This window comes from Gordonia paraffinivorans (assembly GCF_900683595.1).
GTDB classification, from domain to species: domain Bacteria; phylum Actinomycetota; class Actinomycetes; order Mycobacteriales; family Mycobacteriaceae; genus Gordonia; species Gordonia paraffinivorans.
The window spans coordinates 252,080-277,507 of the sequence record NZ_CAACYD010000006.1; the positions used below are offsets into that span (position 1 = coordinate 252,080).

28 protein-coding genes and 1 pseudogene are annotated in these 25,428 nt (G+C 70.1%); 5 read left to right on the forward strand and 24 right to left on the reverse strand.

Annotation, left to right across the window (positions count from 1 at the left end; translation table 11 throughout):
- Positions 1-45: 45 nt before the first annotated feature.
- From E1P53_RS07985 to mftE, 7 genes are all read right to left on the reverse strand, one after another.
- Positions 46-909 carry an LLM class flavin-dependent oxidoreductase gene (locus E1P53_RS07985; protein ID WP_131733957.1) on the reverse strand — a complete coding sequence of 288 codons (864 nt, stop codon included), beginning with the start codon at positions 907-909 and terminating at the stop codon, positions 46-48.
- Between the two features lie 67 nt (positions 910-976).
- Positions 977-1,915 (reverse strand): SMP-30/gluconolactonase/LRE family protein, encoded by a 939-nt coding sequence (locus E1P53_RS07990; RefSeq protein ID WP_244941141.1) that lies wholly within the window; start codon positions 1,913-1,915, stop codon positions 977-979.
- Positions 1,916-2,099: 184 nt separating this feature from the next.
- A complete protein-coding gene (locus E1P53_RS07995) occupies positions 2,100-2,531 on the reverse strand; it encodes a PPOX class F420-dependent oxidoreductase (protein WP_040526410.1) in 432 nt (143 codons plus the stop codon).
- A 28-nt stretch (positions 2,532-2,559) separates the two neighbouring features.
- The gene (locus E1P53_RS08000) at positions 2,560-3,216 is read right to left on the reverse strand and encodes an IMPACT family protein (RefSeq protein ID WP_244941142.1); all 657 of its coding nucleotides are present in this window, start codon (positions 3,214-3,216) and stop codon (positions 2,560-2,562) included.
- An 8-nt stretch (positions 3,217-3,224) separates the two neighbouring features.
- Positions 3,225-4,556 carry a mycofactocin system GMC family oxidoreductase MftG gene (gene mftG, locus E1P53_RS08005; RefSeq protein WP_131733958.1) on the reverse strand — a complete coding sequence of 444 codons (1,332 nt, stop codon included), beginning with the start codon at positions 4,554-4,556 and terminating at the stop codon, positions 3,225-3,227.
- Positions 4,553-6,127, reverse strand: a complete 1,575-nt coding sequence (gene mftF / locus E1P53_RS08010; protein WP_131733959.1) for a mycofactocin biosynthesis glycosyltransferase MftF — start codon at positions 6,125-6,127, stop codon at positions 4,553-4,555. Before mftF ends, mftG begins: the two co-directional genes overlap by 4 nt.
- Positions 6,124-6,834, reverse strand: coding sequence for a mycofactocin biosynthesis peptidyl-dipeptidase MftE (gene mftE, locus E1P53_RS08015; protein ID WP_131733960.1), 711 nt, complete (start codon positions 6,832-6,834; stop codon positions 6,124-6,126). Before mftE ends, mftF begins: the two co-directional genes overlap by 4 nt.
- A 175-nt stretch (positions 6,835-7,009) precedes the next feature.
- Between mftE and E1P53_RS08020 the strand changes: the two genes are divergently transcribed.
- Positions 7,010-8,122 (forward strand): CaiB/BaiF CoA transferase family protein, encoded by a 1,113-nt coding sequence (locus tag E1P53_RS08020; RefSeq protein WP_006899351.1) that lies wholly within the window; start codon positions 7,010-7,012, stop codon positions 8,120-8,122.
- A gap of 117 nt (positions 8,123-8,239) precedes the next feature.
- Here E1P53_RS08020 and E1P53_RS08025 read toward each other — a convergent pair whose 3' ends face one another.
- From E1P53_RS08025 to mftA, 5 genes are all read right to left on the reverse strand, one after another.
- A complete protein-coding gene (locus tag E1P53_RS08025; RefSeq protein ID WP_109237606.1) occupies positions 8,240-9,052 on the reverse strand; it encodes a mycofactocin-coupled SDR family oxidoreductase in 813 nt (270 codons plus the stop codon).
- A 136-nt stretch (positions 9,053-9,188) separates the two neighbouring features.
- Positions 9,189-10,388 (reverse strand): pre-mycofactocin synthase MftD, encoded by a 1,200-nt coding sequence (gene mftD / locus E1P53_RS08030; RefSeq protein ID WP_131733961.1) that lies wholly within the window; start codon positions 10,386-10,388, stop codon positions 9,189-9,191.
- Between the two features lie 96 nt (positions 10,389-10,484).
- Complete coding sequence (mftC, locus tag E1P53_RS08035) at positions 10,485-11,765, reverse strand: mycofactocin radical SAM maturase (protein ID WP_131733962.1); 1,281 nt, start codon at positions 11,763-11,765, stop codon at positions 10,485-10,487.
- Positions 11,766-11,913: 148 nt separating this feature from the next.
- Positions 11,914-12,285: a mycofactocin biosynthesis chaperone MftB gene (mftB, locus tag E1P53_RS08040; RefSeq protein ID WP_131733963.1), complete on the reverse strand. Its 372-nt coding sequence runs from the start codon at positions 12,283-12,285 to the stop codon at positions 11,914-11,916.
- On the reverse strand, positions 12,285-12,383 hold the full coding sequence (mftA, locus tag E1P53_RS08045; RefSeq protein ID WP_083900191.1) for a mycofactocin precursor MftA: 99 nt from the start codon (positions 12,381-12,383) through the stop codon (positions 12,285-12,287). Before mftA ends, mftB begins: the two co-directional genes overlap by 1 nt.
- 173 nt (positions 12,384-12,556) lie before the next feature.
- Here mftA and mftR point away from each other — a divergent pair, with 173 nt between their 5' ends.
- The 3 genes from mftR to E1P53_RS08060 all read left to right on the forward strand — a co-directional run bounded on the left by mftR (position 12,557) and on the right by E1P53_RS08060 (position 14,851).
- On the forward strand, positions 12,557-13,192 hold the full coding sequence (gene mftR, locus E1P53_RS08050) for a mycofactocin system transcriptional regulator MftR (RefSeq protein WP_131733964.1): 636 nt from the start codon (positions 12,557-12,559) through the stop codon (positions 13,190-13,192).
- Between the two features lie 132 nt (positions 13,193-13,324).
- A complete protein-coding gene (locus tag E1P53_RS08055) occupies positions 13,325-14,383 on the forward strand; it encodes a ferredoxin--NADP reductase (RefSeq protein WP_006899345.1) in 1,059 nt (352 codons plus the stop codon).
- 66 nt (positions 14,384-14,449) lie between these two features.
- Positions 14,450-14,851 (forward strand): DoxX family protein, encoded by a 402-nt coding sequence (locus E1P53_RS08060; RefSeq protein WP_131733965.1) that lies wholly within the window; start codon positions 14,450-14,452, stop codon positions 14,849-14,851.
- An 18-nt stretch (positions 14,852-14,869) separates the two neighbouring features.
- Here the strand turns inward: E1P53_RS08060 and E1P53_RS08065 are convergent, their stop codons facing one another.
- The 10 genes and pseudogenes from E1P53_RS08065 to E1P53_RS08110 all read right to left on the reverse strand — a co-directional run bounded on the left by E1P53_RS08065 (position 14,870) and on the right by E1P53_RS08110 (position 22,803).
- A complete protein-coding gene (locus tag E1P53_RS08065) occupies positions 14,870-15,613 on the reverse strand; it encodes a DNA alkylation repair protein (RefSeq protein WP_131733966.1) in 744 nt (247 codons plus the stop codon).
- 7 nt (positions 15,614-15,620) lie between these two features.
- Positions 15,621-16,814, reverse strand: a complete 1,194-nt coding sequence (locus E1P53_RS08070) for an NAD(P)/FAD-dependent oxidoreductase (RefSeq protein ID WP_131733967.1) — start codon at positions 16,812-16,814, stop codon at positions 15,621-15,623.
- A 75-nt stretch (positions 16,815-16,889) separates the two neighbouring features.
- Positions 16,890-17,474: a hypothetical protein gene (locus E1P53_RS08075; RefSeq protein ID WP_131733968.1), complete on the reverse strand. Its 585-nt coding sequence runs from the start codon at positions 17,472-17,474 to the stop codon at positions 16,890-16,892.
- Positions 17,471-18,133: a hypothetical protein gene (locus E1P53_RS08080; RefSeq protein WP_131734522.1), complete on the reverse strand. Its 663-nt coding sequence runs from the start codon at positions 18,131-18,133 to the stop codon at positions 17,471-17,473. Before E1P53_RS08080 ends, E1P53_RS08075 begins: the two co-directional genes overlap by 4 nt.
- A 5-nt stretch (positions 18,134-18,138) precedes the next feature.
- Positions 18,139-18,645, reverse strand: a complete 507-nt coding sequence (locus tag E1P53_RS08085; protein ID WP_131733969.1) for a hypothetical protein — start codon at positions 18,643-18,645, stop codon at positions 18,139-18,141.
- Positions 18,642-19,253, reverse strand: coding sequence for an Rv1363c family protein (locus tag E1P53_RS08090; protein WP_131733970.1), 612 nt, complete (start codon positions 19,251-19,253; stop codon positions 18,642-18,644). Before E1P53_RS08090 ends, E1P53_RS08085 begins: the two co-directional genes overlap by 4 nt.
- 2 nt (positions 19,254-19,255) lie before the next feature.
- Complete coding sequence (locus E1P53_RS08095) at positions 19,256-20,146, reverse strand: SDR family oxidoreductase (RefSeq protein WP_131733971.1); 891 nt, start codon at positions 20,144-20,146, stop codon at positions 19,256-19,258.
- 90 nt (positions 20,147-20,236) lie between these two features.
- The gene (locus E1P53_RS08100) at positions 20,237-20,875 is read right to left on the reverse strand and encodes a TetR/AcrR family transcriptional regulator (protein ID WP_006899335.1); all 639 of its coding nucleotides are present in this window, start codon (positions 20,873-20,875) and stop codon (positions 20,237-20,239) included.
- A 46-nt stretch (positions 20,876-20,921) separates the two neighbouring features.
- Positions 20,922-21,672: pseudogene (locus tag E1P53_RS08105) on the reverse strand (cytochrome P450).
- A 102-nt stretch (positions 21,673-21,774) separates the two neighbouring features.
- Positions 21,775-22,803, reverse strand: coding sequence for an o-succinylbenzoate synthase (locus E1P53_RS08110; protein WP_131733972.1), 1,029 nt, complete (start codon positions 22,801-22,803; stop codon positions 21,775-21,777).
- A gap of 95 nt (positions 22,804-22,898) precedes the next feature.
- Here E1P53_RS08110 and E1P53_RS08115 point away from each other — a divergent pair, with 95 nt between their 5' ends.
- The gene (locus E1P53_RS08115; RefSeq protein ID WP_006899331.1) at positions 22,899-23,837 is read left to right on the forward strand and encodes an oxygenase MpaB family protein; all 939 of its coding nucleotides are present in this window, start codon (positions 22,899-22,901) and stop codon (positions 23,835-23,837) included.
- Between the two features lie 7 nt (positions 23,838-23,844).
- On the opposite strand, the gene E1P53_RS08120 is transcribed toward E1P53_RS08115, so the two are convergent.
- Positions 23,845-24,588: an alpha/beta fold hydrolase gene (locus E1P53_RS08120; RefSeq protein WP_006899330.1), complete on the reverse strand. Its 744-nt coding sequence runs from the start codon at positions 24,586-24,588 to the stop codon at positions 23,845-23,847.
- A gap of 70 nt (positions 24,589-24,658) precedes the next feature.
- Positions 24,659-25,321 (reverse strand): SHOCT domain-containing protein, encoded by a 663-nt coding sequence (locus tag E1P53_RS08125; protein ID WP_244941143.1) that lies wholly within the window; start codon positions 25,319-25,321, stop codon positions 24,659-24,661.
- Positions 25,322-25,428: the final 107 nt, after the last annotated feature.

The following is a 25,428-nucleotide window of genomic DNA, read 5'->3' on the forward strand; positions in this document are numbered from 1 at the left end:
CCGACGCACGGCCGCACCGGCGCACCCGGCCGGCGGTTCGGGACCTCAGGCCCCCGATGACAGCCCCCGCTCGGCGATCGCCTCGAGGACGTCCGTCGAGGCCCGGTACGGCTCGTCGTCGCGGGGCCAGCACGCGATCACATCGGTGAACCCGAGTTCGGCTGCCCGCCCCACCATCTCGTCGAACAGGCCCACGCTCTCCATCGAGCTGCGCGGCGCGGCGTCGAGATGCAGGTAACGGTCGATCCGCCGCCCCGGGTGCCGCGCGAGTTCCTCGTCGAGTATCTCGACGCAACGCCCGATCGTGGTGAACCACTCGTCGATGGTCTTCGCGGGCGAGCCGGTGGTCGCCCATGCCTCGCCGGTGCGCGCGGCGAAGCGGATCGAGCGCGGACCGTTGCCCGCGAGGATGAACGGGACCCGCTGCCGTACCGAACCCCGCCCGAGGCGCATGTCCCGTGCCCGGTAGTACTCGCCGTCGGCGTCGACGTGGTCGGACTCCAGCGTCCGGTCGAGGAGTCCGACGAACTCCCGGAACCGGTCGACCTTCTGCCCCGGGGTGAGCGGGTCCTGCCCCAGCACGAGGTCGTCCGGGGTCCCGCCCGCGCCGAGTCCCAGCAGGAACCGGCCGTCGGAGATGTCGACAAGGGTCTCGACCTCTCGCGAGAAGGCCACCGGGTGACGGAAGTTCGGGGAGACCACGAAGGCGCCGAGCCCGATGCGGTCGGTCACCACCGCCGCGGCGGTCAGCAGTGGCACGCACGCCGACCACCGGGAGTCCGGCATCCGGCCCCACACCAGGTGGTCATAGGTCCAGGCGTGGTCGAAGCCCATCTCCTCGGCGAGCACCCAGCGGGGTCGCGACTCGGACCAGGTCAGGTCGGGCAGGATGCAGATGCCGTGGCGCACGCCCCGAACTCTACTGCGCCGGGGACTCGGTGAGACGGCCCGAGATCTGCCTCGGTCCCGGCGACGGTCAGCGCGTAGCCGGGACCGCGCGCGGGATCTCGACCACCGAACCCGCGTGGGTGGTCACGAAGACGCTGGTGGCCGGGAAGCCCGCCTCCGAGGGGCCGACCGAGATGCCGGCGGGAGTGGTCAATCCCTTGGCGAGCGCGCAGTGGGAGCCGTCACGTCCGATGCGCCACACCTGGCCGCCGAGGTAGAGCGGCGCGTACAGGTTGCCGGCCGCGTCGATGTCGAGGTCGTCGAAGAACACCCAGTCGAGGCCGGCCGGCGGCCGGAAGTACGTCCGGGCGGCGCCGGTCGCGGTGTCGATGGCGAGCACCCGGGTGTCCGGGACGGACACGTTGGCGTACAGCGTCTTTCCGTCGGCGGACAGGGCCAGCCCGTTGCCGGTGGTGGCGTGATACCAGCCGCGCGACACCCTGCGATCCGGCCCGACGCGGTCGATCGCGGGCGCGACCGCGCTCGAAGCGTAGACCGTGCCGTCGGACGAGCGGACCACGCCGTAGGCCATCGACAAGCCGTGCGCATACCCCCTGCTCGCTCCGGTCCGCGGGTCGACGGTCGCCAGTGATGCGGCGTCCGGGGCGAGGAGCGCGGTCGGGCCGCTTCCCGACCCGACCAGCACCCGGCCGTCGGGCAGCGGTGCGATACCTCGGGGCGCCCGGACCGTCGCGACCTTGCGCGGCGCGGCACCCGGACGGTCGACCCCGACCAGCCGGTTGCCGAGGACGTCGCTGACCAGCATGCGGCGGGACGTATCGAAGGCGACCGCCTCGAACGCCGCAGGCTCGGCGAGGACGGTGCGCGGCTTGCCGGCACCCGCGCACATCGGGGTGTCGTCGGGTGTGCGCGGCAGCGCGGCGGCGTGGCCGGTGCCGAGGACCGACACGGCTGCCGCGGCGGCCACCGCGGCAGCGGCCAGACGTGCTCGAATCGTTGCGCTCACTGGGCTCCCCTCCGGCCGCTCCGGCACGGGCGGTTCCGAGCGGCCATCCGCGTCGCCACGGTGTGGGCAACACTATCGCGGAGGCGAGGAGGACGCACAGTGCTCCGATGAAGGTTCCGGCGGTCGCCGGGGTTGCCCGAACCGTCGTCGCGCAGGCGGGGCCGCGGCTATCCGGGGCCGGCCCTCATTGCGTCACGTCGAGCTCGGCGATCACCTTCGTCGGTTCGATCCACACCGCGAGCTCCCCGGGCACGCCGTTGCGGGAGCCGAACTCCTCTGCGCGGTCGGCGCCCATGTACCGCGCGCCGCACAGCGTGGCAATGCGACGCACCTCGGTGAGTTCGTCGGTCACCACCGCGCGACCCTGCACCTGCACGAACGCGTAGGGCGGTTCCGGCAGGTCCACGGACAGCACGACCCGCGGATCACGCAGCAGGGCACGCCCTTTGGCGGTCGTTGCGCCGGTGTTGAAGGCGAGCCGGTCCCCGTCGACGACGAACCAGACCGGTGCCACGAGGGGCCGTCCGTCCGATGCGAGGTAACCCAGGTGACCGGTCCTCGTCCCGGCGGCGAGGAACTCGCGCACCGCGGGATCAGCCGACGATATGCCTGTCATGCACCCAGCCTAGGTCGCCGCCCCACCCTCACGCGACGACCCGGTCGACGTCGACGATCGATGCCGCACCCGACGTGAGGGACATGACGCGGTCACACAGTGTCTCCTCGTCCGAGGCGTCGACCTCCACCAGGAACGAGACCGAGTGCACCCGGTAGTCGGATGCGCGCACGGCGCCCATCGCGTGGACGGCCTGCTCGATTCGGCCGGCGTCGGCGATCGGCACCGAGAACCGCACGCGGCTGGTCGATTTCGCCGCGCGTAACGGTGCCCCGTCGAGAGCGGCACGGGCGACCGAGCCGTAGGCCCGGACCAGTCCCCCGGTCCCGAGCTGGATCCCGCCGTAATAGCGGACCACCACGATCGCCGCGTTCGTGACGTGCCTGGTCTGCAGGGCCGCGAGGATCGGCGGTCCGGCGGTCCCGGTGGGCTCGCCGTCGTCGGAGGACCGCGTGACCTGTCGGGCCCCGGTGCCCAGGGAGAACGCCCAGCACGCGTGGTGCACACCGTGATGCTCGCCGCGGACCGCATCGAGAAAGCCGCGGAAGTCGGACTCGGAACCGATCGACGTCACGGTGGCGACGAAGCGAGATCTCTTGACGGTCAACGACTCGACGTACGTCGTGCCGACGGCGGCGAGCACGGACACGGCCGATTCCGTCGTCGATCCGTCCTGATCGCGCATGTGCGAACTCACCGCAGGCCCGCCAGTTCGTCGCCGATCGCGACCGCCGTCATCATGATCGTCGCGTGCGGCCCGCTGCGTCCGCCGCTCGGCAGGATCGACCCGTCGACGATGCGCAACCCCCGCACCCCGAGGACGCCGCCGAGTCGGTCGGTGCGCTCCCCCATCGGCATGGTGCCCCAGCAGTGCTGCGAGAAGCCCGGCACATCGGCGACCGACACGCTGCCCGGCACGACGATGTCGGCGAAGTCGGGCGAGTTCAGCATGTCCGCCGCCGCGCCGGCGTGGGCGCGCATCGACTCGGCGACCTCCGAATCCATCTCGCCGAACTCGAGCCGGACCCGGGCATCCGCGTCGACGAGACGCACCGGCGACGGCCGCATCGAGGTCACCTCGACCATTGCCCCGACCGCGGGCAACCCGGCGATGTAGGCAGCGAGATCATCTCGGTAGCAACGGATCTCGAAGACATCGGCGGTGTGCAGGACGGTCGGCAGCACCATGCCCGACGCGGCGGGGCGACGCCGGCGGTAGAAGACCGCGAGCCCTCGGTGTTCGAACGCCCCCAGATGGTCGTGGCCACCGGTCACGTCGAGTCCGGAACCGAGGAGCAGATGCGCGGTTCCCAGCGTTCCGGCGCAGAGGATCACCTCCCCCGCCGACACCGACAGGCGGGCGGCCCGCACCCCGGTCACGGCGTTTCCGGCGGTGTCGAGGCCGAGGACCTCACACCCGGCGACGACCCGCAGATTCGGCCTGTCGAGCGCCCGCGAGAGATACGCCTCCGCCGCGGTGCGGCGCAGCGACCCAACGCGATTGCTGCGAACCCGGTTGACACCGGTCACCGGCCATCGCTCCTCGGGCGGCCGCACATCGGCGCGCGCCGCCCAGTACCGCTCGAAGGACTCGCCCGCGTCGCCGAGTTCGTCGTCGGCCACCGGCGAGACCCCCATGGTCCCGCCGGGCCCGTCGAGTTCGTCGTAGGCGGATTCGATCCGGTCGAGATCCCATCCACGCGGCCAGGAGGCGAAGTCGTCGCGGTGCCACCGCAGGAAGTAGGCGCCGTTGACGGCGGACGAGCCCCCGATCGCCGAACCGCGCGCCGCAGCGAGTCCGGGGAGATCGGTGTCGTGCCGGACCGCATGCCGGGAGTCGTCGCCGATCGGCAGTCGCGCGAGGTCGAGCTCCTCGGGTCCGGGCCATCGGTCCGGACCGCGTTCGAGGAGGACGACCTCACGTCCGGGGTCGCGAGAGAGTCGCTCGGCCAGCACGCATCCCGCGCTGCCCGCGCCCACGATGACGACGTCGACGACGAGGTCCCCGGTGTCCTGCCCCGTCATCGGGATATGACGGGGCGCAGCGCCTCCGGGTCCTTCGCGGCGATGACACCCTGCCACAGGCCGGCGCCGTAGGCGAGGTCGTCGAGGCGGTGCATCAGCAGGTAGCGGACCGGTCCGAGAGCGGGCGGGGTCGTCGGGTCCGCGATGAGGTCCCGGACCCAGGACACCACCCCCTCGACGATCGCCACCTGGACGGCCAGCCTCCGGAACCTCCGGGAGATCAGCGCCAGCAGCAACGCCACCGGCCAGTAGTGCCGGCAGATCGCGTCGGCCGCCTGCAGCAACCCGTACCCGGCGGCCCGCGATGTCAGCTGCGCCGACACGAGCGGGGCCGACGGCAGGTTGCCCAGGCGACGCCGCAGCCGGACGGCCATCTGGGTGAAGATGAGCATCGCGATGGCCGCGCCGAGTCGTGTCCGGGTCAGCAGTGCGACGACGGCGGCCGCCATCGGGAGAGACATCACCAGCGGGGCGGCGCGATCGCCGTGCCGGGACGCGAGGTGCGCCGCGCCGGTCCCGTAGAAGCATCGTCGGGACAGGACCTCGCGCAGGTTCGTGCGGTGATCGTGCGCCACCCGGGCGACCGGGTCGTAGCGGATGCGCCAGCCTGCGGCATGCATCCGCCAGCACAGGTCCACATCCTCGGCGACCCGCAGCGACTCGTCGAACCCGCAGAACGCCGAACGACGCACGACCATCGCCGCACTCGGCACGTACGGGACGCGGGTGGACGGCAGGACCGCGGACTCCTCCGGCCCCATGTCCAGCGACGACCAGCCGTTCTCGTACCGTTCCGCGACGGATGCCGACCCGCCGGCCGCCCGGAGTCCGACGATGCGTGGCGCGACGGCACCGACCGAGGGGTCGGAGAAGTGCGTGAGCAGCACCGTCAGCCAGTCCGGCTCGGGCACGACGTCCGAATCCAGGAAGGCGACGAAATCCGTTGCCGCAGCCTCCACTCCGGCGTTGCGCGCTGCCGAGGGGCCGCGATTGGAATCGAATCGGATCACCGTGACGTCCGGACGCCGGCCGGTGATCGGGACGTCGGACCCGTCGTCGACGACGATCACCTTCAGTCCGTCGAGTGCATCGACGAGCCGATCGACGCCCGCCTGGTTGTCCTTGACCGGGATGACCACGGTGACGTCGTCGGCACGGGGCCCGAACATCGGGCGCGGGTTGGCCACCCCGGCGTCGAGGAGTGCGCGCGCGAGGCGGCGGGTCACGGTGTCGCACACCTCGATCCGCCCGTCGTCCGAGGTCATGCCGAGTGCGGTGTCGGACATCCGCATCAGCCTGGTGGGCGATCCGCCGACGAGGTGGCGCAGGTCGCCGCCGCGGGCCGCCCGCAGGTCGATCTGCACCTGGAACCCGTCCGGGAGATCCCGGGAGGCCGGTGGAGTCCGGTCGACGGCGCCGTCCGGCGTCGGATTCTCCGCCTCGGTGTCCGGACCCTGTTGCGCCGCAACGGTGTCGTCGAGCGAGCCGTCGGCGTCGGCGCACTCCCCCGACGGGGTGTCGCCCCCGATGACGCCCGCCCGGCGGGGGCCCTTGTCGCCCAGTGCGGTCATGTCAGCCGCCCCCGTCCGTCGACCTCCCAGGACGACAGCGCGGAGCGCAACTGCCCGGTGACATCGTCGAGGAGTCGCCGGCCCTCGTCGGCGGTCGCGCCGGCGGGGTCACCGAGCACGCCGTTGGGACTCACGGCCGCCACGCCCGACTCCCGCATCGCCCCCAGGAGCGCGCCCACCGGTTCGCGGTTGCCCACGACTGCACGCTCCAGCGCCACCGACTCGGGCGAGACATGCAGCAGCACAGAGGTTTCGGTGAACCCCGCGTGGGCGTCGGCATCCGGGAACGCGCACGGGAACCACGCGGCGTCCCGTCCCTCATAACGCAGCAGAGACACCGCTTCGATCAGGGTGCGGGTGTTGCCCCCGTGCCCGTTGACGAAGAGGATGCGGCGGGCCCAGCGACACGCGCTGCGGCCGTACTCGACGAGCATCGCCTTCAGCGCGTCGTGGCCGATCGAGATGGTGCCGGGGAAGCCCTCGTGTTCACCCGAGGCGCCGTAGTTGAGGTCGGGCGCGCGCAGGACGTCCTCGCCGGACGTTCCGTCACAGACGCCGTCGGCGACGGCGGCGGCAATCCTGGTGTCGGCGTCGAGCGGCAGGTGCGGACCGTGCTGTTCGACCGAACCGAGCGGGACGACGAGGGTGATCGTCTTGCCATCGAGATCTGGCCAGCTGCGCTGCCCGAGCGTCGACGGTCCTGTCATTCGACCAATGCTAGCGATCCCGCTGCCCCACTTCTGCCCCTCAGCCGAAAAACCTGGCCGCAATCGGCGGATGACGTGGCTCAGACCACTCTGACGAACGTTCGATCGGGTATGCGATGCTTTTGCGTACGCGTGACGCCTGACACAGGGCAGTACAACGACCGGAGGACGACACATGAGCAGTACGACAGCACACACCAGCGGAAAGTCCGGCCCGCTGAGCTCGATCCGCGTCATCGAGTTCGCGGGTATCGGACCGGGTCCGCACGCCGCGATGTTGCTGGCCGACCTCGGCGCCGACGTGGTCCGCGTCCAGCGGCCCGGCGGTCTCCCCCAGCCCGGCCGCAAGGCCGATGCCCTGCTGCGCGGACGCAAGGTGGTCGAGGCCAACCTGAAGGACGAGACCGATCGCGCCACGATCCTCGACCTCGTCGCCAAGGCCGACGTCGTCATCGAGGGCTTCCGTCCGGGCGTCATGGAGCGCCTCGGATTCGGCCCCGAGGACCTCGAGAAGGTCAACCCGGGACTCGTCTACGGCCGCATGACCGGCTGGGGCCAGGACGGCCCGCGCGCGAACCTCGCCGGCCATGACATCAACTACATCTCGCTGACCGGCATGCTGCACGCGATCGGCCGCGCCGACGATCGTCCGGTGCCGCCGCTCAACCTGGTCGGCGACTTCGGCGGCGGGTCGATGTTCCTCGTCGTCGGCATCCTCGCCGCCCTCCTCGAGCGCGGGGTGTCCGGCAAGGGACAGGTCGTCGACGCCGCGATGGTCGACGGGGCTTCCGTTCTGGGACAGATGATGTGGGCGTTCCGCGGCACCGGCCTGTGGCAGGACCGGCGCGGCGTGAACATGCTCGACACCGGCGCCCCCTACTACGAGGTCTACGAGACCTCCGACGGCAAGTACATGGCCGTCGGCGCCATCGAGCCGCAGTTCTACGCGGAGTTCATCAAGGGACTGGGCCTGTCCGACGCCGACATCCCCGAGCAGAACGACTTCGCCAACTGGGGCAAGCTCAAGGAGATCTTCACCGAGACCTTCAAGACCCGCACCCGCGACGAGTGGGCGGAGATCTTCGACGGCACCGACGCGTGCGTCTCCCCGGTCCTGACGTTCGCCGAGGCGCCGCAGGATCCGCACATGGCCGCCCGCGAGAATCTCGTCGACATCGACGGGGTCACCCAGGCGCAGGTCGCCCCGCGCTTCTCGCGCACCAAGCCGGAGACGCCGGAGCCCCCGGCCACCGAGGCCGTCGACCCGAAGACCCTCTGGGCCGACTGACCCGAGCCCGCGCGCGAACGCCGCTGCCGGCGTGAGATCCCTGGTGGACTCTCACGCCGGCAGCGGCGTTTTCGCTTGTCCGGAACCGACGTCGGGCGTCGGCGTCCGCGCGCGGGCTCAGACCTTCGAGTGCCCCATGTCGATCTGGAACTCCGCGCCGGTGATGCCCTTGGCGGAGTCGGACGCGAGGTAGAGCACCGCGTCGGAGATCTCGTCGAGCGAGGCGACCGGGTGGTAGTCCAGCATCGACGCGAAATGGGGTCCGACCCAGGGGATTCCGAAGAGCCGATGGGCTTCGGTGTCGGCCACGCCCATCGGGGTGTTGACCGCGTACGGGTGCACGCTGTTGACGCGGATACGGTGCCGGCCGAGCTCCTTGGCCGCGGACTGCGCCAGCCCGATGAGGCCCGCCTTCGACGCCGAGTACGACGCCTGGAACGGCATCGGCTTGAGACCGGCGACCGAGCTGATGATCGTGATCGATCCGCCGTTGCCGGCCTCCAGCATCGCCGGCACCGTGGCCTTCAGGGTCTTCCAGGAGCCCACCAGGTTGATGTCGACGACGTCGCCGAACTGCTCCTCGCTCAGCTCCCAGACACTCCCCCACGTCAGCACGCCGGCGTTGGCGATGACGTGGTCGAGGCGGCCGAACTGCTCCACGGCGTCGGCGACGAGCTGCTGCTGGAAGGCGAGATCGCGCGTATCACCCTGCCGCGCAATGATCTTTCCGCCCGCCTCCTCGACGAGGCGGATGGTCTCGTCGAGATCCTCGCGCGTGGCCGGGGGGTAGGTCGCGTGGTCGATGATCGGACCCGCGATGTCCAGGCCCACGATCGAAGCCCCCTCACGGGCGAAGCGGACCGCGTGATTGCGGCCCTGACCACGGGCGATGCCGGTGATGTAGACGACCTTGCCGTCGAACTGTCCCATGGCAGAACTGTAACACGTTCTAGTTGGGTGCCCGGGGCGTTGAACACACTCCGCCCGCCGGCCGGATCTGCGGAGATCCGGGCGGCGGGCGGGATGCGATGCGGCCACGGCAAGCGGCGCGTGCCGGCCGCGCGGCTCAGTCCGTGCCGAAGGCGCGGGTGAAGCCGTCGGGGATGAGCAGGTCCTCGGGGGACAGGTCGTGGATGCTCTTGTGCCCGAGGCCCATCAGAACCCCGTCGAGACCCATGCGCATCAGGTCGAGCACGTTCTCCACGCCCGCCTGACCGTTGGCCGCGAGGCCCCAGAGGTAGGCGCGACCGATCATGACCGCCTTGGCGCCGAGCGCGAGCGCCTTGGCGACGTCGCTGCCGCGGCGGATGCCGCCGTCGAGCAGGACCTCGAGGTCGTTGCCGACCGCCTTGGCGATGTCGGGCAACAGGCGGATGGTCGCGGGCGTGCCGTCGAGGTTGTTGCCGCCATGGTTGGAGACCGAGATGGCCGTGGCGCCGATGTCGACGGCCCGCTTGGCGTCGTCGAGCCGGGTGATGCCCTTGACCATGAACGGGCCGTCCCACTGCTCACGCAGCCACTTCAGGTCCTCCCAGGTGGGCGGCGGGGTGTTCATCCACTCGCCGTAGGCGCCGAAGAACGTCGGTCCCGGAACGCCCTGCGGCGTCAGGTTGGGCGCGGTGAGGTCGGGGATGGTGACCTTGCCTCCCTTGACCCAATCGAGTGCGTAGCGCGGCTTGACCGCGATCTCCGGACCGAGTCGCACGAGGGCCTTGAGGTTCACCTTCTCGGGGATCTCCGGGCTGCCCCAGTCACGGCCGACGTTGAACACCCAGTCGGTGGTCACGATGAGGCCCTTGGCGCCGGCCGCCTTGGCACGCTCGGCGCGCATGAGGATGTCGTCGCGGCTGCCGAGCCAGTAGATCTGGAAGAAGATCTTGTCGTTGACCGCCGTGACCTCCTCGACGGGGTGCGAGGCGAAACTCGACAGGCCCATCGCGGTGCCACGGGCGGCGGCGGCGCGGGCGACGGCGACCTCGCCCTCGGGGTCGACGGCCTGCACGCCGGTCGGCGAGATCATGACCGGGAACGAGATGTCCTGGCCCATCACCGAGGTCGCCATCTCGCGCTCGGCCTGAGCGCCCACGACATGCGGCGCCCAGGTGAGTTCGGAGAACGCCTTGACGTTGTCGTCGAGGGTCACACCGGCCTGGGTGCCGGCGACCAGCGACGAGTACACCGACTTCGGCAGGCGCTTCTTCGCACGGCGCTGCGCCTCGGTGACCGTTTCGAACCACGGGTTCTTCGCCCAGGGGTTGAGAGCCATTTGTCACTCACTCTTCTTCTCGGACACGGGCCGTCGCCGGGGATGCTCGGTCGCTTCCCCGGTGGACGGTCCGGTTCACGGTCGGCCGCCGGTGGGTTACCGGGCGGCAGGGTCGAACCCGGCCAGCGGGTTCTCGTCACAGGACTTGGTGGGCCGGCCGACCGGCGCGAGGTCGCCGTCGGGCCGCCGGGTCATCAGGGTGAGCGGGGTGCCGCGCGAATGATCCTTGTTCGCGGTCGGTTTCACGCGCTCACCGGCGAGCAGCTCCTCGCCGTACCCCTGGACGCACTCGGGGTCGGGGCCGGCCAGCGGCAGCCCGGTGAAGAACTTGGCCGCCATGCAGCCGCCCCGGCACGCGTCGAAGTGCGCGCACTTGGTGCAGGCGCCGGCGTTCTGCGGCTCGCGGAGTTCGGTGAACAGATCCGAGCGCTGCCAGATCTCCTGGAATCCGCCGTCGGTGAGGATGTTGCCCGCGAGGAAGTTCTCGTGGATCGCGAAGGGGCACGCGTAGACGTCGCCGACCGGGTCGATGAGGCAGACGACGCGACCCGCGCCGCACAGGTTGAGGCCGGGCAGGCCGCCGCCGGAATCGGAGCCGAAGGCCGACAGATGGAAGAACGAGTCGCCGGTCAGCACGCGGTCACCGTGTGCGACAAGCCAATCGTAGAGTTCGCGCTGCTGCTCCGGCAGCGGGTGCAGGTCGTCCCAGACGTCGGCGCCGCGCCCCGACGGACGCAGCCTGGTGATGCGCAGGGTGGCGTCGTACCGATCCGCCAGCGCCTTGAACTCGTCGAGCTGGGCGACGTTCTGCCGCGTCATGACGACGCTGATCTTCGCGTCCTTGAACCCGGCCTCGGCCAAGTTCTCCAGTGCGCGCACGGCCATGTCGAACGAGCCCGGACCGCGCACGGCGTCGTTGACCTCGGCAGTCGCGCCGTCGAGCGAGATCTGCACGTCGACGTAGTCCGACGCCGCCAGACGCGCGGCGACCTTCTTGTCGATGCGCAATCCGTTGGTGGAGAACTTGACTCCCACCTGATGGCTGGTGGCGTAGTCGACGAGTTCCCAGAAGTCCGGGCGCACGGTCGGCTCACCGCCGCCGATGTTGACGTAGAAGACCTGCATGCGCTGCAGCTCGTCGATGATCTCCTTGCACTGCTCGGTCGACAGCTCGCGCGGGTCGCGCTTGCCCGACGACGACAGACAGTGCACGCAGGCGAGATTGCACGCGTACGTCAGCTCCCAGGTGAGGCAGATCGGCGCGTCAAGGCCGCGCTCGAACTGGTCGACGAGCCGGCCGACCTTGGGGGGCTGGTCGGCCACGGGCGGCGGGGTCAGGAGTCCTGTTGCGGTGGGCGGCATCTCGATGGTGGTCATCGTGGCGGTCCTAAGGTCTGGGCTGGACTGGGGTCTGCGGGACTACGGGAGCGGCCGGTGCGGCCGGTGCGGCCGGATCGCGATCCGGCCGGCGTCGCCGGCTCGTCGGGGCTGTCGACGTGGTGCGGCGAGGGGGTTCACGAGGGGCTCAGGCGGCGCGGCGGGTGATCATCCCGCTGTCGGCGAGCGTGGTGAGCGCCTGCACGTACAACGGCCGCTGCGCGGGGGTGATCCCGGCGGAGGCCAGCGCGGCCTCGGCGGAATCGTGATCGGCGAGGGACTGCACGATGCCCACCACCGTCAGGTTCTTCAGGAACGAGAGCTTGCGGGTGCCGAAGTGGTAGAGCAGGGCTCCGAACGGTTCGGGCCGCAGGGCCACCTTCGGGTTGAGCTCCCATGCGGCGAGGGCGTCGAAGCCCTGATCGCCGGGAGATGTCGCGCCGGTCTCGGGGGTGTCGAACCGGACCCCGGCGGCCGGAACGCGGCCGCCGGAGGTCGGATTCGATGTCGGGGCCGACATCAGTAGACCCCGCACATCCCGTCGATCGACACCTCTTCGACGAGGGACTCGGCGATGAGCTCCTCGTTCTGGCTGTTCACCGGGGACTGATCTGCCATGATCCATTCCTCTCTTGACGGTTGATCGTGACTGCGATCACGTGAGACTGTAGTGGCACCCGGTGCAGAAAACCAGAGGCGCGGCCGAAACTGTCCCAACGGACAGGTCGAAGGCCCCGTATTCCGCCAACGCTCTCGTCAGCCGCGAGCAGGTCTCATAGGGTGTGCTGTCGATGACCACCAAGCAGTCGGACGCGCGTCCGCATCGCCCAACACCCGGGCGGCGTCCCATCTCGTCCCGGGCGCGGATCAGCGCTGTCGCGATCCGACTCTTCTCCACCCGGGGGTTCGACGAGACCAGCGTCGACGACATCGCCGAGGCCGCCGGCATCGCCCGCCGCACCCTGTTCCGGTACTACTCGTCGAAGAACGAGATCCCCTGGGGCGAGTTCGACGCCCACCTCGACGAACTGCGCGAACTCCTCGCACGCATCCCCGACGACATCCCGATGGCCGACGCCCTCGTCGAGGCATTGGTCTCGTTCAACCGCGTCCCGCCCGAGGAGATCGACAATCACCGCCGCCGGATGTCGCTGCTGCTGGGCGTCCCGGCCCTGCAAGCGCATTCGATGATCATGTACGCCGACTGGCGGCAGGTCATCGCGGGATTCTGTGCCGCACGCCTGCACATGAGGCCCGACGACCACCTCCCCCAGACCGTCGGATGGCTGTCCCTGGGCGCCGCACTCGCCGCCTACGAGCAGTGGCTCGCCCACCCCGGCAGCGATCTCGAGGCACTGATCGAGACGGGCGCGCGCACCATGGCCGAAGGCGTCGCCGCACTCACCGCCGCCGACGCCCCTCGTTGACGGCGCGCCCGGCTGGCTAGGCTGGCGGGGTGCACGCCCTCGTGGTGCTCCCACCCGGTGGGTTATTCTGAACTAGAACGTGTTCTAATTCGGCCCGGGTCCGCCCGGTCCTCGACGTCGGAGAGCTGCCACATGTCTGACCTGACCCCTCATGGTTCACGGAGCGTGATCCTCACCGTGGCCGAGGTGATCGACGAGACGTCGGATGCGAAGTCCTTCGAGTTCGAGGTGCCCGAGGCGTCGTCGGCCGCTTTCACCGACTACAAGCCCGGCCAGTTCCTCACCCTCCGCATCCCCAGCGACCTGACCGGATCGGTGGCCCGCTGCTACTCGCTGGCCTCGTCGCCGTTCACCGACGCCCGCCCCAAGGTGACCGTGAAGCGCACCGTCGACGGGTACGGCTCCAACTGGGTGTGCGACAACCTGACCCCCGGCTCGCAGATCGAGGTGCTCCCGCCATCCGGCGTGTTCACCCCCAAGTCCTACGACGACCCGCTCCTTCTGATCGCCGCCGGCAGCGGCGTGACGCCGGTGATGTCGATCCTCAAGGCCGCGCTCCAGAAGAGCAGCGCGCCACTGGTGTTCTTCTATGCCAACCGCACCGAGAACGACGTCATCTTCGCCGCGGAGCTCCGGGATCTGTTGCACGCCCATGCCGATCGGCTCACCGTCATCCACTGGCTGGAGTCGCTTCAGGGCCTGCCCACCGCCGACGCCCTGGCGTCCGTCTTCGCCCCGTACTCGAGCACCCACGTCGCCTACCTCTGCGGGCCGGGGCCGTTCATGGACGCCGTGCACAAGGCGCTCACGCAGGCGAACTTCCCCCACCACAACGTCCACACCGAGGTGTACAACTCGCTGTCCGGCGACCCGTTCGCCGACGTCGAACTCGACGAGGTCACCGAGGAGGAGGCGGCCGACGCGGCGACGGTCGAGGTGGAGCTCGACGGGGAGACCCACAAGCTCAGCTGGCCGCGCAAGCGGACGCTCGTCGACGTCATGCTCGCCGCCGGACTCGACGCCCCGTACTCCTGCCAGGAGGGCGAATGCGGCTCGTGCGCATGCACTCTCACCGAGGGCACCGTCGAGATGGAGAACACCGGCGCCCTCGACCCCGAGGACATCGAGGACGGCTACATCCTCGGCTGCCAGGCCCGGCCCACCTCGGATTCGCTGAAGATCGAGTTCTGAGCACCGCCGCCGTGGCAGCGTGAGGCGACACCGACACCGACACCGACACCGAAGGAGCCCGATCGCATGACCACCGTCGTCGGAAGACTCTCACGCCTTCGATCGGATCCCGCCGCGCTCGCCCGTGCGCTGGCAGCGATGCTGCTCGGCATCGGCGCGCTCCACTTCGCGGCTCCCGAGCCGTTCGACGAGATCGTCCCCGAGGAGATCCCGGGTGATCCGCGCACCCTCACCTACCTGTCCGGCGTCACCGAGATCGGATTGGGCACAGCCCTTCTCGCGCCCCGGACCCGCCGGGCGGCAGGGTATCTCTCGGCACTGCTGTTCATCGCGGTGTATCCGGCGAACCTCAACATGGTGCGGCTGTGGTGGGACAGGCCGCTGCCCTACAAGATCGTCGCCCTCGCGCGTCTCCCGTTCCAGTTCCCGATGATCTGGGCCGCGCTGCGGGTGGCACGCGGCAGCTAGCCGAGCGCCGGCAGACGGTCACAACGACCGGTAGTACGCCCGCTCCTGCGGGCTCCGATGTTCGAGGGCGTAGGTCAGGGCGGTACGTCCCATCTGCGATGCGTTGGCCTCGAGATAGTCGAGGAGGAGCTGCTCGTCGACGCGCTTGCCCATCTCGCGCAGCATCCACCCGAACGCCTTCTGGACGAGGTCCCGACGGTCGTCGCGCACCAGTGGCGCCACGGCGAGCAGCGCCGTGGCGTCGCCGTGCTTGAGGTGGGCGAAGGTGGCGATGATCCCGACGCGCCGGAGCCAGAGGTCCTGGTGCGCAGCATGTTCGAGGATGGGATCGAGTTGGCCGAGATGGTGGCACCACTCCCCCAGCACCGGGTCGGCGGACGAGTCCACCAGATCCCAGTTGTTCACGCGACCGCGACGCACGGCATCGAGGTACACCTCGACCCAGCGCTTCGCGGCATCCCGGTCCGGCCCGGATCGCCTGTTCAGGGCCCTCTCGAACTCGCCGCGCAGCAGGAACAACCCGATCAACCGGTGTTCGTGGACCGGGGAATCGAGCAGGCGGACGACCTCGTCCGGCGCGATCCCGCGGAACCGCCTGGCGATCGCACGCTGCTGCGGCACCTTCAATCCGATGAACTCGTCACCCTCGCCGTAGCCGCCCGGGCGGGCCTGGAAGAACCTGGCCAGGTCGGCCGCGCGCTCGGGATCGGCGAGCTCCGCGGCCGCCGCGACGACCGCTTCCGCCGAGAGGTCGGCACCCACCGGCGCCCTAGAGGAGATCGGCGACGGGGGTCGGCGTCTGCAGCTTCGGCCGGGTCCTCATGACCGCGCCGACCTTGCCCGCCCCGACGACGGCGGTGAGGATGCCGTCGCGACTGTAGTAGGCCAGGAACCTCTTGCCGTCGTCGTCGACGACGTGGACCTCGTCGTCGGGCCGTGGTGCGCCGAGCACCTGGATCTTGAGGTCGAACTGATCGCTCCAGAAGTACGGGACCGCCGACACGACGGCGTCGTCGCCGCCGATGATCTGGTGGGCCACCACCGATGCCTGGTCGACGGTGTGGTTCCAGTGCTCGACGCGGCGGGGCGTGTCGTCCTCGAGCCAGTTGGCGACGTCGCCGACCGCGTAGACGTCCGCAGCACTGGTGCGTCCGGTTGCGTCGCAGGCGATCCCACCGCCGTGGGCGCGGTCGGCGAGTTCGATTCCGGAGCCCTCGAGGAAGCCGGTCACCGGGATCGAGCCGATGCCGACGACCACGATGTCGGCGGGCAGCTCGGTGCCGTCGTCGAGCGTGACCGCGCGCACCGCGCCGTCGGGGGCGACGATCTCGGCGACCCCCACCCCGGTCCGGAGATCGACGCCGTTGTCGGTGTGCAGACGCGCGACGAGCGCGCCGATCTCCTCGCCCAGTGCGAGAGCCAGTGGCGTGGGGGCCGGTTCGACCAGGGCGACCTTCAGACCACGTGCGGTGAGACTGGCCGCGACCTCACAACCGATGAAGCCGGCCCCGATGACGACGGCGTCGGTCGCCGAGTCGATCTGCTCCCGCAGCGCGACGGCGTCGTCGTAGGTACGGATCATGTGGACGCCCTCGACGCGGTCCGCCAGGCCGGGGAACGGACGCGGTTCCAGGCCGGTGGCGAGCACCAGGTGGTCGTAGGCGATGCTCTCGCCCGAGGCCAGGGTGATCGTCTTGTCCGACGGCGACACGGCCGTCACCTCAGAGCCGAGGCGCAGGGTGATGCCGGCCTCGTCGTAGAACTCCGCGGGTTTGAGGTCCACCCGGTCGTCCTTGCCGAGCAGCACCGACTTCGACAGCGGCGGACGGTCATACGGTGGATGCGTCTCGGCACCGACCAGGGTTATCGGGTCGGTGTAGCCGTTGTTGCGGAGGTTCTCCGCGACACGGATCCCGCCCAGTCCGGCGCCCACGATGACCACTCCGGCGGTCGATCCACTCATCTCGTCCCCTCTCCCCGCTCACGCACCCACCCGGCCGGTGCGGCCGCCGGGACCGGCGGCGCTGCGGCAGGTGGCTCAGCGGGTCACATCTCCGACCGGTTGCAGATCGGACAACAGCCAATTCCCGTTGACCTTACGCATAAGAGCCCACCTCGCGGAAGAGGTCTTCTCACCTCCTGCGGCGGCCGATTCCCTGGAGTCCATGGGTTTTTCGCCACCGCCGGTGGGCCTTCCCGCTTCGCCGACGGTCGCGATCTGGTCGACGAACACCAGCACCCGCGCCCGGTCGCCGGCGAGATCCGACAGGCCCGCGCCCACGACCGTCGTGGTCATCGTGATCGACGACGCCTGCGCGCCCGGGAGGACGACGTCCGCGCCGCGCCCCCGGTACTCCAGGCGCAGCGGATCGGCCAGCTGCGCGTCGGTCTCCCGACGCCGCTTCGCGGGGTCCTCGGGGCCGAACGTCATCAGCGACTCGACCGAGGTACGGGCGGCATCGAGTATCGACGCCCGCTCGGCCTCATCGGGCCCCGACGGCGTACGCAGGAGCCCGATCCCCGCGATCAGCGCGACGAGCAAGGCCACGACCGTGACGACGCGGACGGCGACGAGGCGCCGGCGCAGGCGGCGTCCCATCCGCGGGGGCAACGGCTCTGTCATGACAGCCTCGCCTCGGCGATCTTCCAGCCGTCGCCGGTGCGCTCCATGGTCAGGGTCGCGGTGAGACGTTCGGCGGTGGTGTCGACGGCGTCCGCGCCGGGGTTCTCCCCGCCGTCGTCGGGCCGCCCGCCGAGAAGCACCGGGTTCGTCGCGTCGGCGACCACCAGGACACCTGCCCGGGCACCCTCGTCGTCGGATCCCGGATCGGTGACCAGCCCGGCCGAGACCACCTGCCCCACACTGGGACCGGGCTGGCCGGCCACCTCGGCCGTGAGCACGTCGCGGGCCTTCTCGATGCGCTCGCGCTGGGGTCCGGTGCTGACCGCGAGCACCTCGTCGACGTATGCCCCGGCACGGTCGGGATCGGCGGTGAGCATGCTCGTGATCGCCTCCCGCGCCGACGCCAGGACATTCCGTTGCAACTCGGCCTCGCGATCGTGGCCTCGAACCTGCCATGCCGCGACCGCGGTCGCGACGAGCAGGACGACCACCAGTGCCGCCACCGCGTACAGGCCGATCCGCAGGTACCGCGTGCGCCGTAGCGCCCTGGCGCGCAACTGCGGGGTCGCGGCGATCACGGCGAGGCGGGCGGCCCGCGTGGCCTCCTCTACGCGGGTCCGGGCGAGTTGCACCCGGGCGGAGTCCTGCTCGGTTCCCATCGTCGTCATCCGATCACGTCCGCCGCGGCCAGTCGCCACGAGTCGTCGACCTTCACGAAGCGGGCCAGCACCGACCGCCGCGTGGTGGCGGGTTCGGCCGCTGCCGCGGACCGCACGGTCACCGCGGCCCGGATGAGCGCCTGCCCCTCCTCGGCGCCGGCGTCCACGACGGCCACCGCCTCGGGACGCCAGACGATCGACACGGCGCCGTCCGCCGGCGGACGCTCGAGCTGCCCGCCGTAGTTCTCGAGGAACTCGCCGGTGACGTGTTCCCGAGCCCGTGCCCGGTCCTGCCGCCACCGCGCGGCGTCGACGGAGAAGACCTCGGCCACGACGGTTCCCGCCGCGTCGTGCAGAGACGCGCGGCTCTGCTCGACCTGCGCTGCGGAACGGTCGGCGCGCCAGGCGAATCCGGCCGCCGTCAGTGCCCCGGCGAGGATGACGATCACCACCGCGATCCGCACGGCGGCAGCGGCCACCGAGATCGGTGCGTCGGTACGGGCTCGTGTCATGGGAGGTATTGCACCGCCCCGAGTTTCAGCGCGCCGCCTGCGGGTTCCACCAGCACCCGCAGGCGAAACCGACGCGCCTCTCCCTCTGCCGCAGGCCCCTCTGCTGCTGTGCCCTCTGATACGGCGTCACCGGCGAAGACCACGGTCGCTGCGACGAGAACCGTTGCGGCGTCGCCCTTGCGGGCAGACACCCCGGTGCCGTCCACCCAGGACCGCGACACCGCGCCCTTGTCCTTGACGAACGCCGTGTAGGCGTCGGCGGACTGGGCGAACTCGTCGTGGAAGGCGCCCGTCGCACCGGCCAGGATCTTCTGTGCGCGGCGCGGATCCCGGTGATCCGGCGCGATCAGCACCGAGACCCGCTCGGCGGCCGCCCGCTCGTAGTCGGCGTCGGTGTAGGCATCACGCGCCTGCACCCACGCGACCACGGCCACCACCGCGAGGAGCAGTGCCACGGCCGCTGCCGCGATCGGCAGGAGCACGCGGCGGCGCGGCACCGGACGGCGCAGGCCCGCCTCGACCTCGAGGTCGTGCAGGTCGTCGAGCGCCTCGGTGAGCTCGTGTCGTGCCGCCCGCGCGGCGGCGATCGTCGAGGGAGTCCTGGCCACGACTACAGGCGGTTCTCCTTGGTGTCGATCCTCTCCCCGCGGATGCGGCTGGAGTAGGCGGCACGCGCCTGCTGGTCCGGGTTCAGGAAGATCGAGTCGAGCTTGGTCAGCTTGCGGCTGAACCGCTTCATGAACTGCGGGAACAGCGGAGACGACTCGGCCCACCCCATCGAACGCGGGGCGTAGACGCGCACGACCGGCCGGGCGATGGTCTCCACGACGATCCGCGCGACGTCCCCGGGCTCGACGGTCTGGATGAACTTGTTGGTCTGCAGACCCGAGATCAGCGCGGTGCGGGTGAAGGTCGGCAGGACCGCGCTGACCTTGACGCCCTCCGGCCCGAGTTCGGCATCGAGCGCCTCGGAGAACTCGATGACCGCGGCCTTGGCGCCGTTGTAGATGGTCAGGCCCGGCGTGGGGATCCGGCCGGCCGTCGAGGCGATGTTGACGATGTGACCGGTCCGCCGCGCGACCATGCGGCGGGCGGCCTCCTGCGAGCCGATGATCACGCCGAGCACGTCGATGTCGTAGGTGCGCCGGATGATCGTGTCGTCGTAGGACAGGAACGGTCCCACGGGCATGATCCCGGCATTGTTGACGAGCACGTCGATCGGACCGAGCCGCGACTCGACCTCGGTGAGGAACGCGTCGAAGGACTCACGCCTGGTGACGTCGACCTCGATGCCCTCGATACCGAGGTCCGCGGCGGCCTTGCCGACCGCCTCGCCGTCGACGTCGCCGATCGCGACCTTCGCGCCCGCGTCGAAGAGCTGGGTCGCGGTCTCGAAGCCGATGCCGCGTGCGCCGCCGGTCACCACGACGACCTTGTCCTTCAGTGCGGCCCGGATCTCCTCGTGGCTCGGCGTCCGGGACAGTTTGTCGCGCAGGCTCATCGGCTCCCCCTGGGGTGTTCGTTTCGGATTGTCTTCTGTTGTACAGGTGATCGCGACCGGCCTACCGGCCGGCGGTGGTGGGCGGCACGGTCACCAGATCATCGGCGCGAGGAACTTCGCCGCGAATTCGCGGACCCGGTGAGGTTCGTTGCGTTCCGGGTCCGACGGCGGGGTCTCCAGCAGCGAGATGACCAGGCGCACATGGATCTCGACGGCCTCGAGCAGATCCTCCACGGGCATCTGCGCGCCCTCCTCGCGAAGGGTGGCGGCGACCCGGTCGGTGACCATGTCGATGAACAGCGACGTCATCTTCGAGGTGATGCTCTTGACCTCGGCATCGGTGAGGACCATGCGGCTCAGCAGCGGATCGTTCTTGACGAGCTCGGCGCCGACCGCGAAGGCCTCGACGAGCGCCTCCCTCGGGCCGAGGCCGCGGACCGCCTCCTCGAGCTTCTTCATCCCGCGCTCGTAGGCGTCGTTGGCGACCGCGTAGAGCAGGGCCTCCTTGTTCGGGAAGCGACGGTAGAGGGTGCTGCGGCTGACGCCCGCCCGTGCGGCGACCTCGTCGACGTTGGCCCGTCGCACGCCGACCGAGGCGAACTCCGCCCCGGCGGCCGCGAGGATGGCGGCTTCCTGGTCTGCGGGGCTGGCGGTGTTGCGCACCTTGCGGGTGCCCTTGGCCTTCGCGCGGGTGTTCGCGGCGGGGGTGTCCGAGGTCGGGGTCTTCACGGTCGAGGGGTTCACTGCGTCCTTCACGAGATCGTCTGCCACGCGATCACCGGCGCCGCAGGGTGACGGGGAGTTTGTCTGCGGGCACGGGCAACGCGCTGTAGTCCATCGGGATCCGGTAGTCGGCGGGGACCGACCACTCGAACCCGCGGAGCAGGTGGTGCAAGATCGTCTTGATCTCCATCTGGCCAAAATACAGGCCGATGCACTTGTGGACGCCGCCGCCGAAGGGCATCCACGCGAAGCGGTGCGACTTGTCCTCGGCGCGCTCCGGCGAGAAGCGTTCCGGATCGAACATGTCCGGGTTGGTGAAGAACTCCGGGTCACGGTGGCTCGCCAGCCGCCTTGAACTGCTCGAACAGCTTCACCGTCCCGACCGGCAGCCCGGCGACGCGGTCGGCGATCATCGGCTGCATCTCCTGCAGGTAGCCTTTGAGCGCGGTGGTGCCGAAGGCCTGCTGCAGGATGTGCCGGTGGTGGCGGTGCTCGTCGAAGTCCAGGAGCATGATGCCGCGGTTGAAGAACGGGCCGATGAAGTGGCTCCAGGCCGGACCGTTGGCGAACGCACGCTCCTTGTTCATCAGGAGTTCCTGCGCGGCACGCGGATTCCCGCTGATCACCATCTGCACGCCGAAGGCGTCGAGTCCCGACACCGGCCCGAACTCGGCGAGCCGGCGGTCGGAGAAGGCGAACGGGTCGCGTCGCATCGACATGATCTCGAGCACGCTGTTGCGGTGCGAGCACGGCACGGGCCTCAGGTCGGAGCCCGCGGGCGGGGTCGCCAGCACCGATGTCATGGCCATCTCCCTCCACTCGACCGCGTCACCGGACCAGACGGCCCGACGATTGTGACCCAGGTCGCATCGTAGTCAAGTTGAGACAAAACGGCAAGATTGTTCCTAACGGACCGCGGTCCCCTCCAGAATCCGATGGCACCGGCGCAGCCGGTCCAGCCACCACGCCCACCGATCCTCGCCGGCGGCATGGGTCCGGAGATCGAGGTGCGCGTCGGGACCGAACCAGCGCGGCTCGACGACCCCGTCGCGCATCAGGAACGACGGGCCCACGTCTGCGGTGAACAGCGACCCGGTCCCGAGGCCGCAGGCGAGGTCGAGATCCGCCAGCGCCGCCGCCGCGGCCACCCCGGCCGCCATGCCGACGGCGCTGTCGAGCGCACTGGACACCACGACCCGCAGCCCCAGGGTCTCGGCGAGGCGGAGGGTCGCGCGCATGCCGCCGAGAGGCGCCACCTTGACGACCGCGACGTCGGCGGCGTCGGCCGCGACCACGCGGAACGGGTCGTCGGCCTTTCTGATCGACTCGTCCGCGGCGATCGGCACGTCCACCGCGCGACGGACCGCCGCGAGTTCCTCGACGGTCTTGCAGGGCTGCTCGGCGTACTCGACCTCGCCGATCGCCCGCAGCGCGGTGATCGCCTCCTCCACCGTCCAACCGCCGTTGGCGTCGACGCGGACGCGGCCGATGATCTCCCGCGCGGCCTCGACCCGTGCGACGTCGTCGGCAAGTGTCTGGCCGGGTTCGGCGACCTTCACCTTGGCCGTGCCCGCGCCGGGATAGCGCTTCAGCAGCTCGGACACCTGGTCGGCCGGAATCGCGGGCACCGTCGCATTGACCGGCACCGTCTCGTGAACCGCGGGCGGGGGGCCGAGCCAGGCGGCCTCGATCCCGGCGCGCAGCCAGTTGGCCGCCTCGGCGTCGTCGTACTCGACGAACGGGCCGAACTCACCCCAGCCGGCGGGCCCGGCGAAGACCATCGTCTCGCGGGCGGTCAGTCCCCGGAACCGGGTGCGCATCGGGAGGCGGACGACCGCCGCCGACGCCAGCAACTCCTCGACCTCCGGGAGCACCCACCCGTCGCCGGCCACACCGCCGTCTCGAGCACTGCCGCCTGGAGCACCTCCGGCCATGGATCCCTCCTCGTCGCACGCCTCTCTGAACGAGGGTTGTACGAATCAATGAAACAACCTTCACAGTTTGTTCCAATTCCGCTACCCTCGGCCTCATGTCAGTCAACCAGGGATTCGACACCGCCATCCGCGAGGCGGAACCGGTCATCGTCGACGACACCCCCGACGCCGCGGCGGAGATCGTCCGGCCCCGCCTCGGCGCCGACTCACTGGTGTGGAAGTTCTACGGCGACGTCCGGGGCATCCTCGGCTTCCAGCGTCTCGCCGGCACCGAGAACTGCATCGAGCAGCTGGGCCAGGCCGTCCTGGACCACTCGGTCATCTTCGACGACTTCCTCGGCCGCGCGAAGCGGACCGGACCGCCGGTGATGAAGACCGTCTACAGCACCGAACCGGAGAAGTGGGGCCGCACCGTCCGCGACTTCCATCGCGACATCAAGGGCACCATCAGCGACGGTTCGCGCTACCACGCGCTGAACCCGGAGCTGTTCTACTGGGCCCACGCGACCTTCGTCGACCAGGTCCTCTACATCACCGACACGTTCATCCGCCGGCTCAGCTATGCCGAGAAGGTGCAGATCTTCGAGGAGAGCAAGGTCTGGTATCAGCTCTACGGCGTCAGCGACCGCGGGCAGCCGGAGACCTACGAGGAGTTCCTCGAGTACTGGGACGACATGCTCAACCGGTTCATCCCGCACAAGACCGTCGTCTATGCGACCGGCTACATCCGGCAGGGTCTGCCTCGACCGAAGAAGATCCCCGCACCCGTGTGGAAGGTCGCCTCGGCGCCGCTGAACGCCTTCATCCGCACCGTCATCGTCGGCACCCTCCCCCAGCAGATGCGCGACGTCTGCGGCTTGGAGTGGGACGAGAAGAAGGAGAAGAACTTCCAGCGCTTCGCGGCGTTCATGCGGGCGATGAACCCGCTGTTCAACCGCTTGCCGCTGAAGTACCTCTACGTCCCGTGGGCCTACGAGGGCTGGCAGAAGGTGGGCGTCGACCCGCGCAGGCTGCACAACAAGCCGGCGGCGTGAGCCGGGCTCAGGCCAAGAATCCCCGCACCTGCCGGACGAAGTCGTCGCGACGATCGCGGTGCACGCTGTGACCCGCGTCGATCGTCACGAAACGTGACTCCGACAGCGCGTCGGCGACGGTCCGCAGGTGCCGGGGCGGCAGAAAGCTGCGCTCACCACCGGAGATGACCATCGTCGACGCGGTCACGCGCGGCAGCTGCGACCACCAGTCGGGTGCGCACACGTCGAACTCGGCGACGATCTCCTCGCCCATGCGCTTGTCGAACCGCAAGTACGGCATGGGATCACGCGCGAGCGCGAGCAGCCCGCGTACCCGTTCACCGAGGGTCGAACTCATCGTGACGCCCTCGGACAGGTCGTCCTCGTCGCGCGGCATCGGCGGGATCTCCTCGAGCACCAGCCGCCGGACGCGCGAAGGTTCGTACATCGCCAGCCGCAGCGAGGTGTGGGCGCCGAGCGAGTGCCCGACGACGTCGGCGATGTGGATGCCCAGGTTGTCGAGCACGTAGACCAGGTCGTCGCGGAAGTCGTCGAGGCGATAGGGTCCGTCGGGACGGCCGCTGCGCCCGTGCCCGCGGAGGTCGACGCTGACGACCGGCCGCCCCTCGCGGCGCAGCGCCGCGGCGAGATGACGCCAGGTGGAGTGGTCCGACGCCATCCCGTGGACCAGGACCACCGGCACATCCCGGTCCGGCTCACCCGCCACCCGGACCGCGAGGTCCGGTTCGGACCGACGACTCAGCACAAGCATTAGACGAGACTACGATCTGTCCGGTTCGGATCCGTATCACACCTGACCGTGATGCCTCGGCGCCACGTCGCTACAGTTCGTCGACGATCCGCTGCCTGGCGCGACGGTACTCGTCGTCGGTGAGCACACCGCTCGCCCGCAGCTCGTCCGGCGAGGCGAGCCGGTCGGCGGCCGAGCGTCCGCCGCTGTTCGTCGGGCCGACGACCACCCCGCCGGCCCCGTCCCCCATCACGAGCTTTTCGGTCGCGTCCCAGTCGATCTCGAACTCCTGCGTCTCGGCGTCGACGAGCACGGCGAGGCGGCGACGGTACAGCAAGGGCTGCCGGTAGTGCGGGATCACCTTGCGGGTACCGACCTCGAACGGCACGACGTCCGATCCGCCGATCCGCAGCCGGAGGGACATGAGCGGCTCGTCGTTGATCTGGACCCCGGTCTGGCCGACCGAGAGCACCTCGGCGACGCCTCGGACGCCCGTGGCACGCAATCGTTCCGCGCGTGCCCTTCCCTGGTAGGCCAGCGATGCCACGCCGAGTCCGACGAGGACGTCGAGGGCGGTGATCCCGAGGCCCGTCCAGAGCATCCACCCGGTCTCGGGGAGATCGAACACGAAGTAGCAGACCAGGAAGATCGGCCCGACGATGCCGCACAGCATCACGAACGCGAAGGAGCCGACGGCCCGTAGGAGCGGACCCGAGAATCGAGGCCCGGTCCCTGCTTCCCCGAACATCGTCATGCGCGCACTGTAGTCGCCGGCGGCGCGGTGAGCAGCGCTTTCGATCCGCACGCCCCCGGAATCCGCCCGTCCGGGCGTGGCCGATGACGTGGCATCCATCCGCTATC

Bases quoted from the DNA above. Each gene is read 5' to 3' on its own strand.
- E1P53_RS07995 (WP_040526410.1), bottom strand. From the start codon at position 2,531: ATGACAGGCATATCGTCGGCTGATCCCGCGGTGCGCGAGTTCCTCGCC.
- E1P53_RS08000 (WP_244941142.1), bottom strand. From the start codon at position 3,216: ATGCGCGATCAGGACGGATCGACGACGGAATCGGCCGTGTCCGTGCTC.
- mftG (WP_131733958.1), bottom strand. From the start codon at position 4,556: ATGACGGGGCAGGACACCGGGGACCTCGTCGTCGACGTCGTCATCGTG.
- mftF (WP_131733959.1), bottom strand. From the start codon at position 6,127: ATGACCGCACTGGGCGACAAGGGCCCCCGCCGGGCGGGCGTCATCGGG.
- mftE (WP_131733960.1), bottom strand. From the start codon at position 6,834: ATGACAGGACCGTCGACGCTCGGGCAGCGCAGCTGGCCAGATCTCGAT.
- E1P53_RS08020 (WP_006899351.1), top strand. From the start codon at position 7,010: ATGAGCAGTACGACAGCACACACCAGCGGAAAGTCCGGCCCGCTGAGC.
- E1P53_RS08025 (WP_109237606.1), bottom strand. From the start codon at position 9,052: ATGGGACAGTTCGACGGCAAGGTCGTCTACATCACCGGCATCGCCCGT.
- mftD (WP_131733961.1), bottom strand. From the start codon at position 10,388: ATGGCTCTCAACCCCTGGGCGAAGAACCCGTGGTTCGAAACGGTCACC.
- mftC (WP_131733962.1), bottom strand. From the start codon at position 11,765: ATGACCACCATCGAGATGCCGCCCACCGCAACAGGACTCCTGACCCCG.
- mftB (WP_131733963.1), bottom strand. From the start codon at position 12,285: ATGTCGGCCCCGACATCGAATCCGACCTCCGGCGGCCGCGTTCCGGCC.
- mftA (WP_083900191.1), bottom strand. From the start codon at position 12,383: ATGGCAGATCAGTCCCCGGTGAACAGCCAGAACGAGGAGCTCATCGCC.
- mftR (WP_131733964.1), top strand. From the start codon at position 12,557: ATGACCACCAAGCAGTCGGACGCGCGTCCGCATCGCCCAACACCCGGG.
- E1P53_RS08055 (WP_006899345.1), top strand. From the start codon at position 13,325: ATGTCTGACCTGACCCCTCATGGTTCACGGAGCGTGATCCTCACCGTG.
- E1P53_RS08060 (WP_131733965.1), top strand. From the start codon at position 14,450: ATGACCACCGTCGTCGGAAGACTCTCACGCCTTCGATCGGATCCCGCC.
- E1P53_RS08070 (WP_131733967.1), bottom strand. From the start codon at position 16,814: ATGAGTGGATCGACCGCCGGAGTGGTCATCGTGGGCGCCGGACTGGGC.
- E1P53_RS08075 (WP_131733968.1), bottom strand. From the start codon at position 17,474: ATGACAGAGCCGTTGCCCCCGCGGATGGGACGCCGCCTGCGCCGGCGC.
- E1P53_RS08080 (WP_131734522.1), bottom strand. From the start codon at position 18,133: ATGGGAACCGAGCAGGACTCCGCCCGGGTGCAACTCGCCCGGACCCGC.
- E1P53_RS08085 (WP_131733969.1), bottom strand. From the start codon at position 18,645: ATGACACGAGCCCGTACCGACGCACCGATCTCGGTGGCCGCTGCCGCC.
- E1P53_RS08095 (WP_131733971.1), bottom strand. From the start codon at position 20,146: ATGAGCCTGCGCGACAAACTGTCCCGGACGCCGAGCCACGAGGAGATC.
- E1P53_RS08110 (WP_131733972.1), bottom strand. From the start codon at position 22,803: ATGGCCGGAGGTGCTCCAGGCGGCAGTGCTCGAGACGGCGGTGTGGCC.
- E1P53_RS08115 (WP_006899331.1), top strand. From the start codon at position 22,899: ATGTCAGTCAACCAGGGATTCGACACCGCCATCCGCGAGGCGGAACCG.
- E1P53_RS08120 (WP_006899330.1), bottom strand. From the start codon at position 24,588: ATGCTTGTGCTGAGTCGTCGGTCCGAACCGGACCTCGCGGTCCGGGTG.
- E1P53_RS08125 (WP_244941143.1), bottom strand. From the start codon at position 25,321: ATGACGATGTTCGGGGAAGCAGGGACCGGGCCTCGATTCTCGGGTCCG.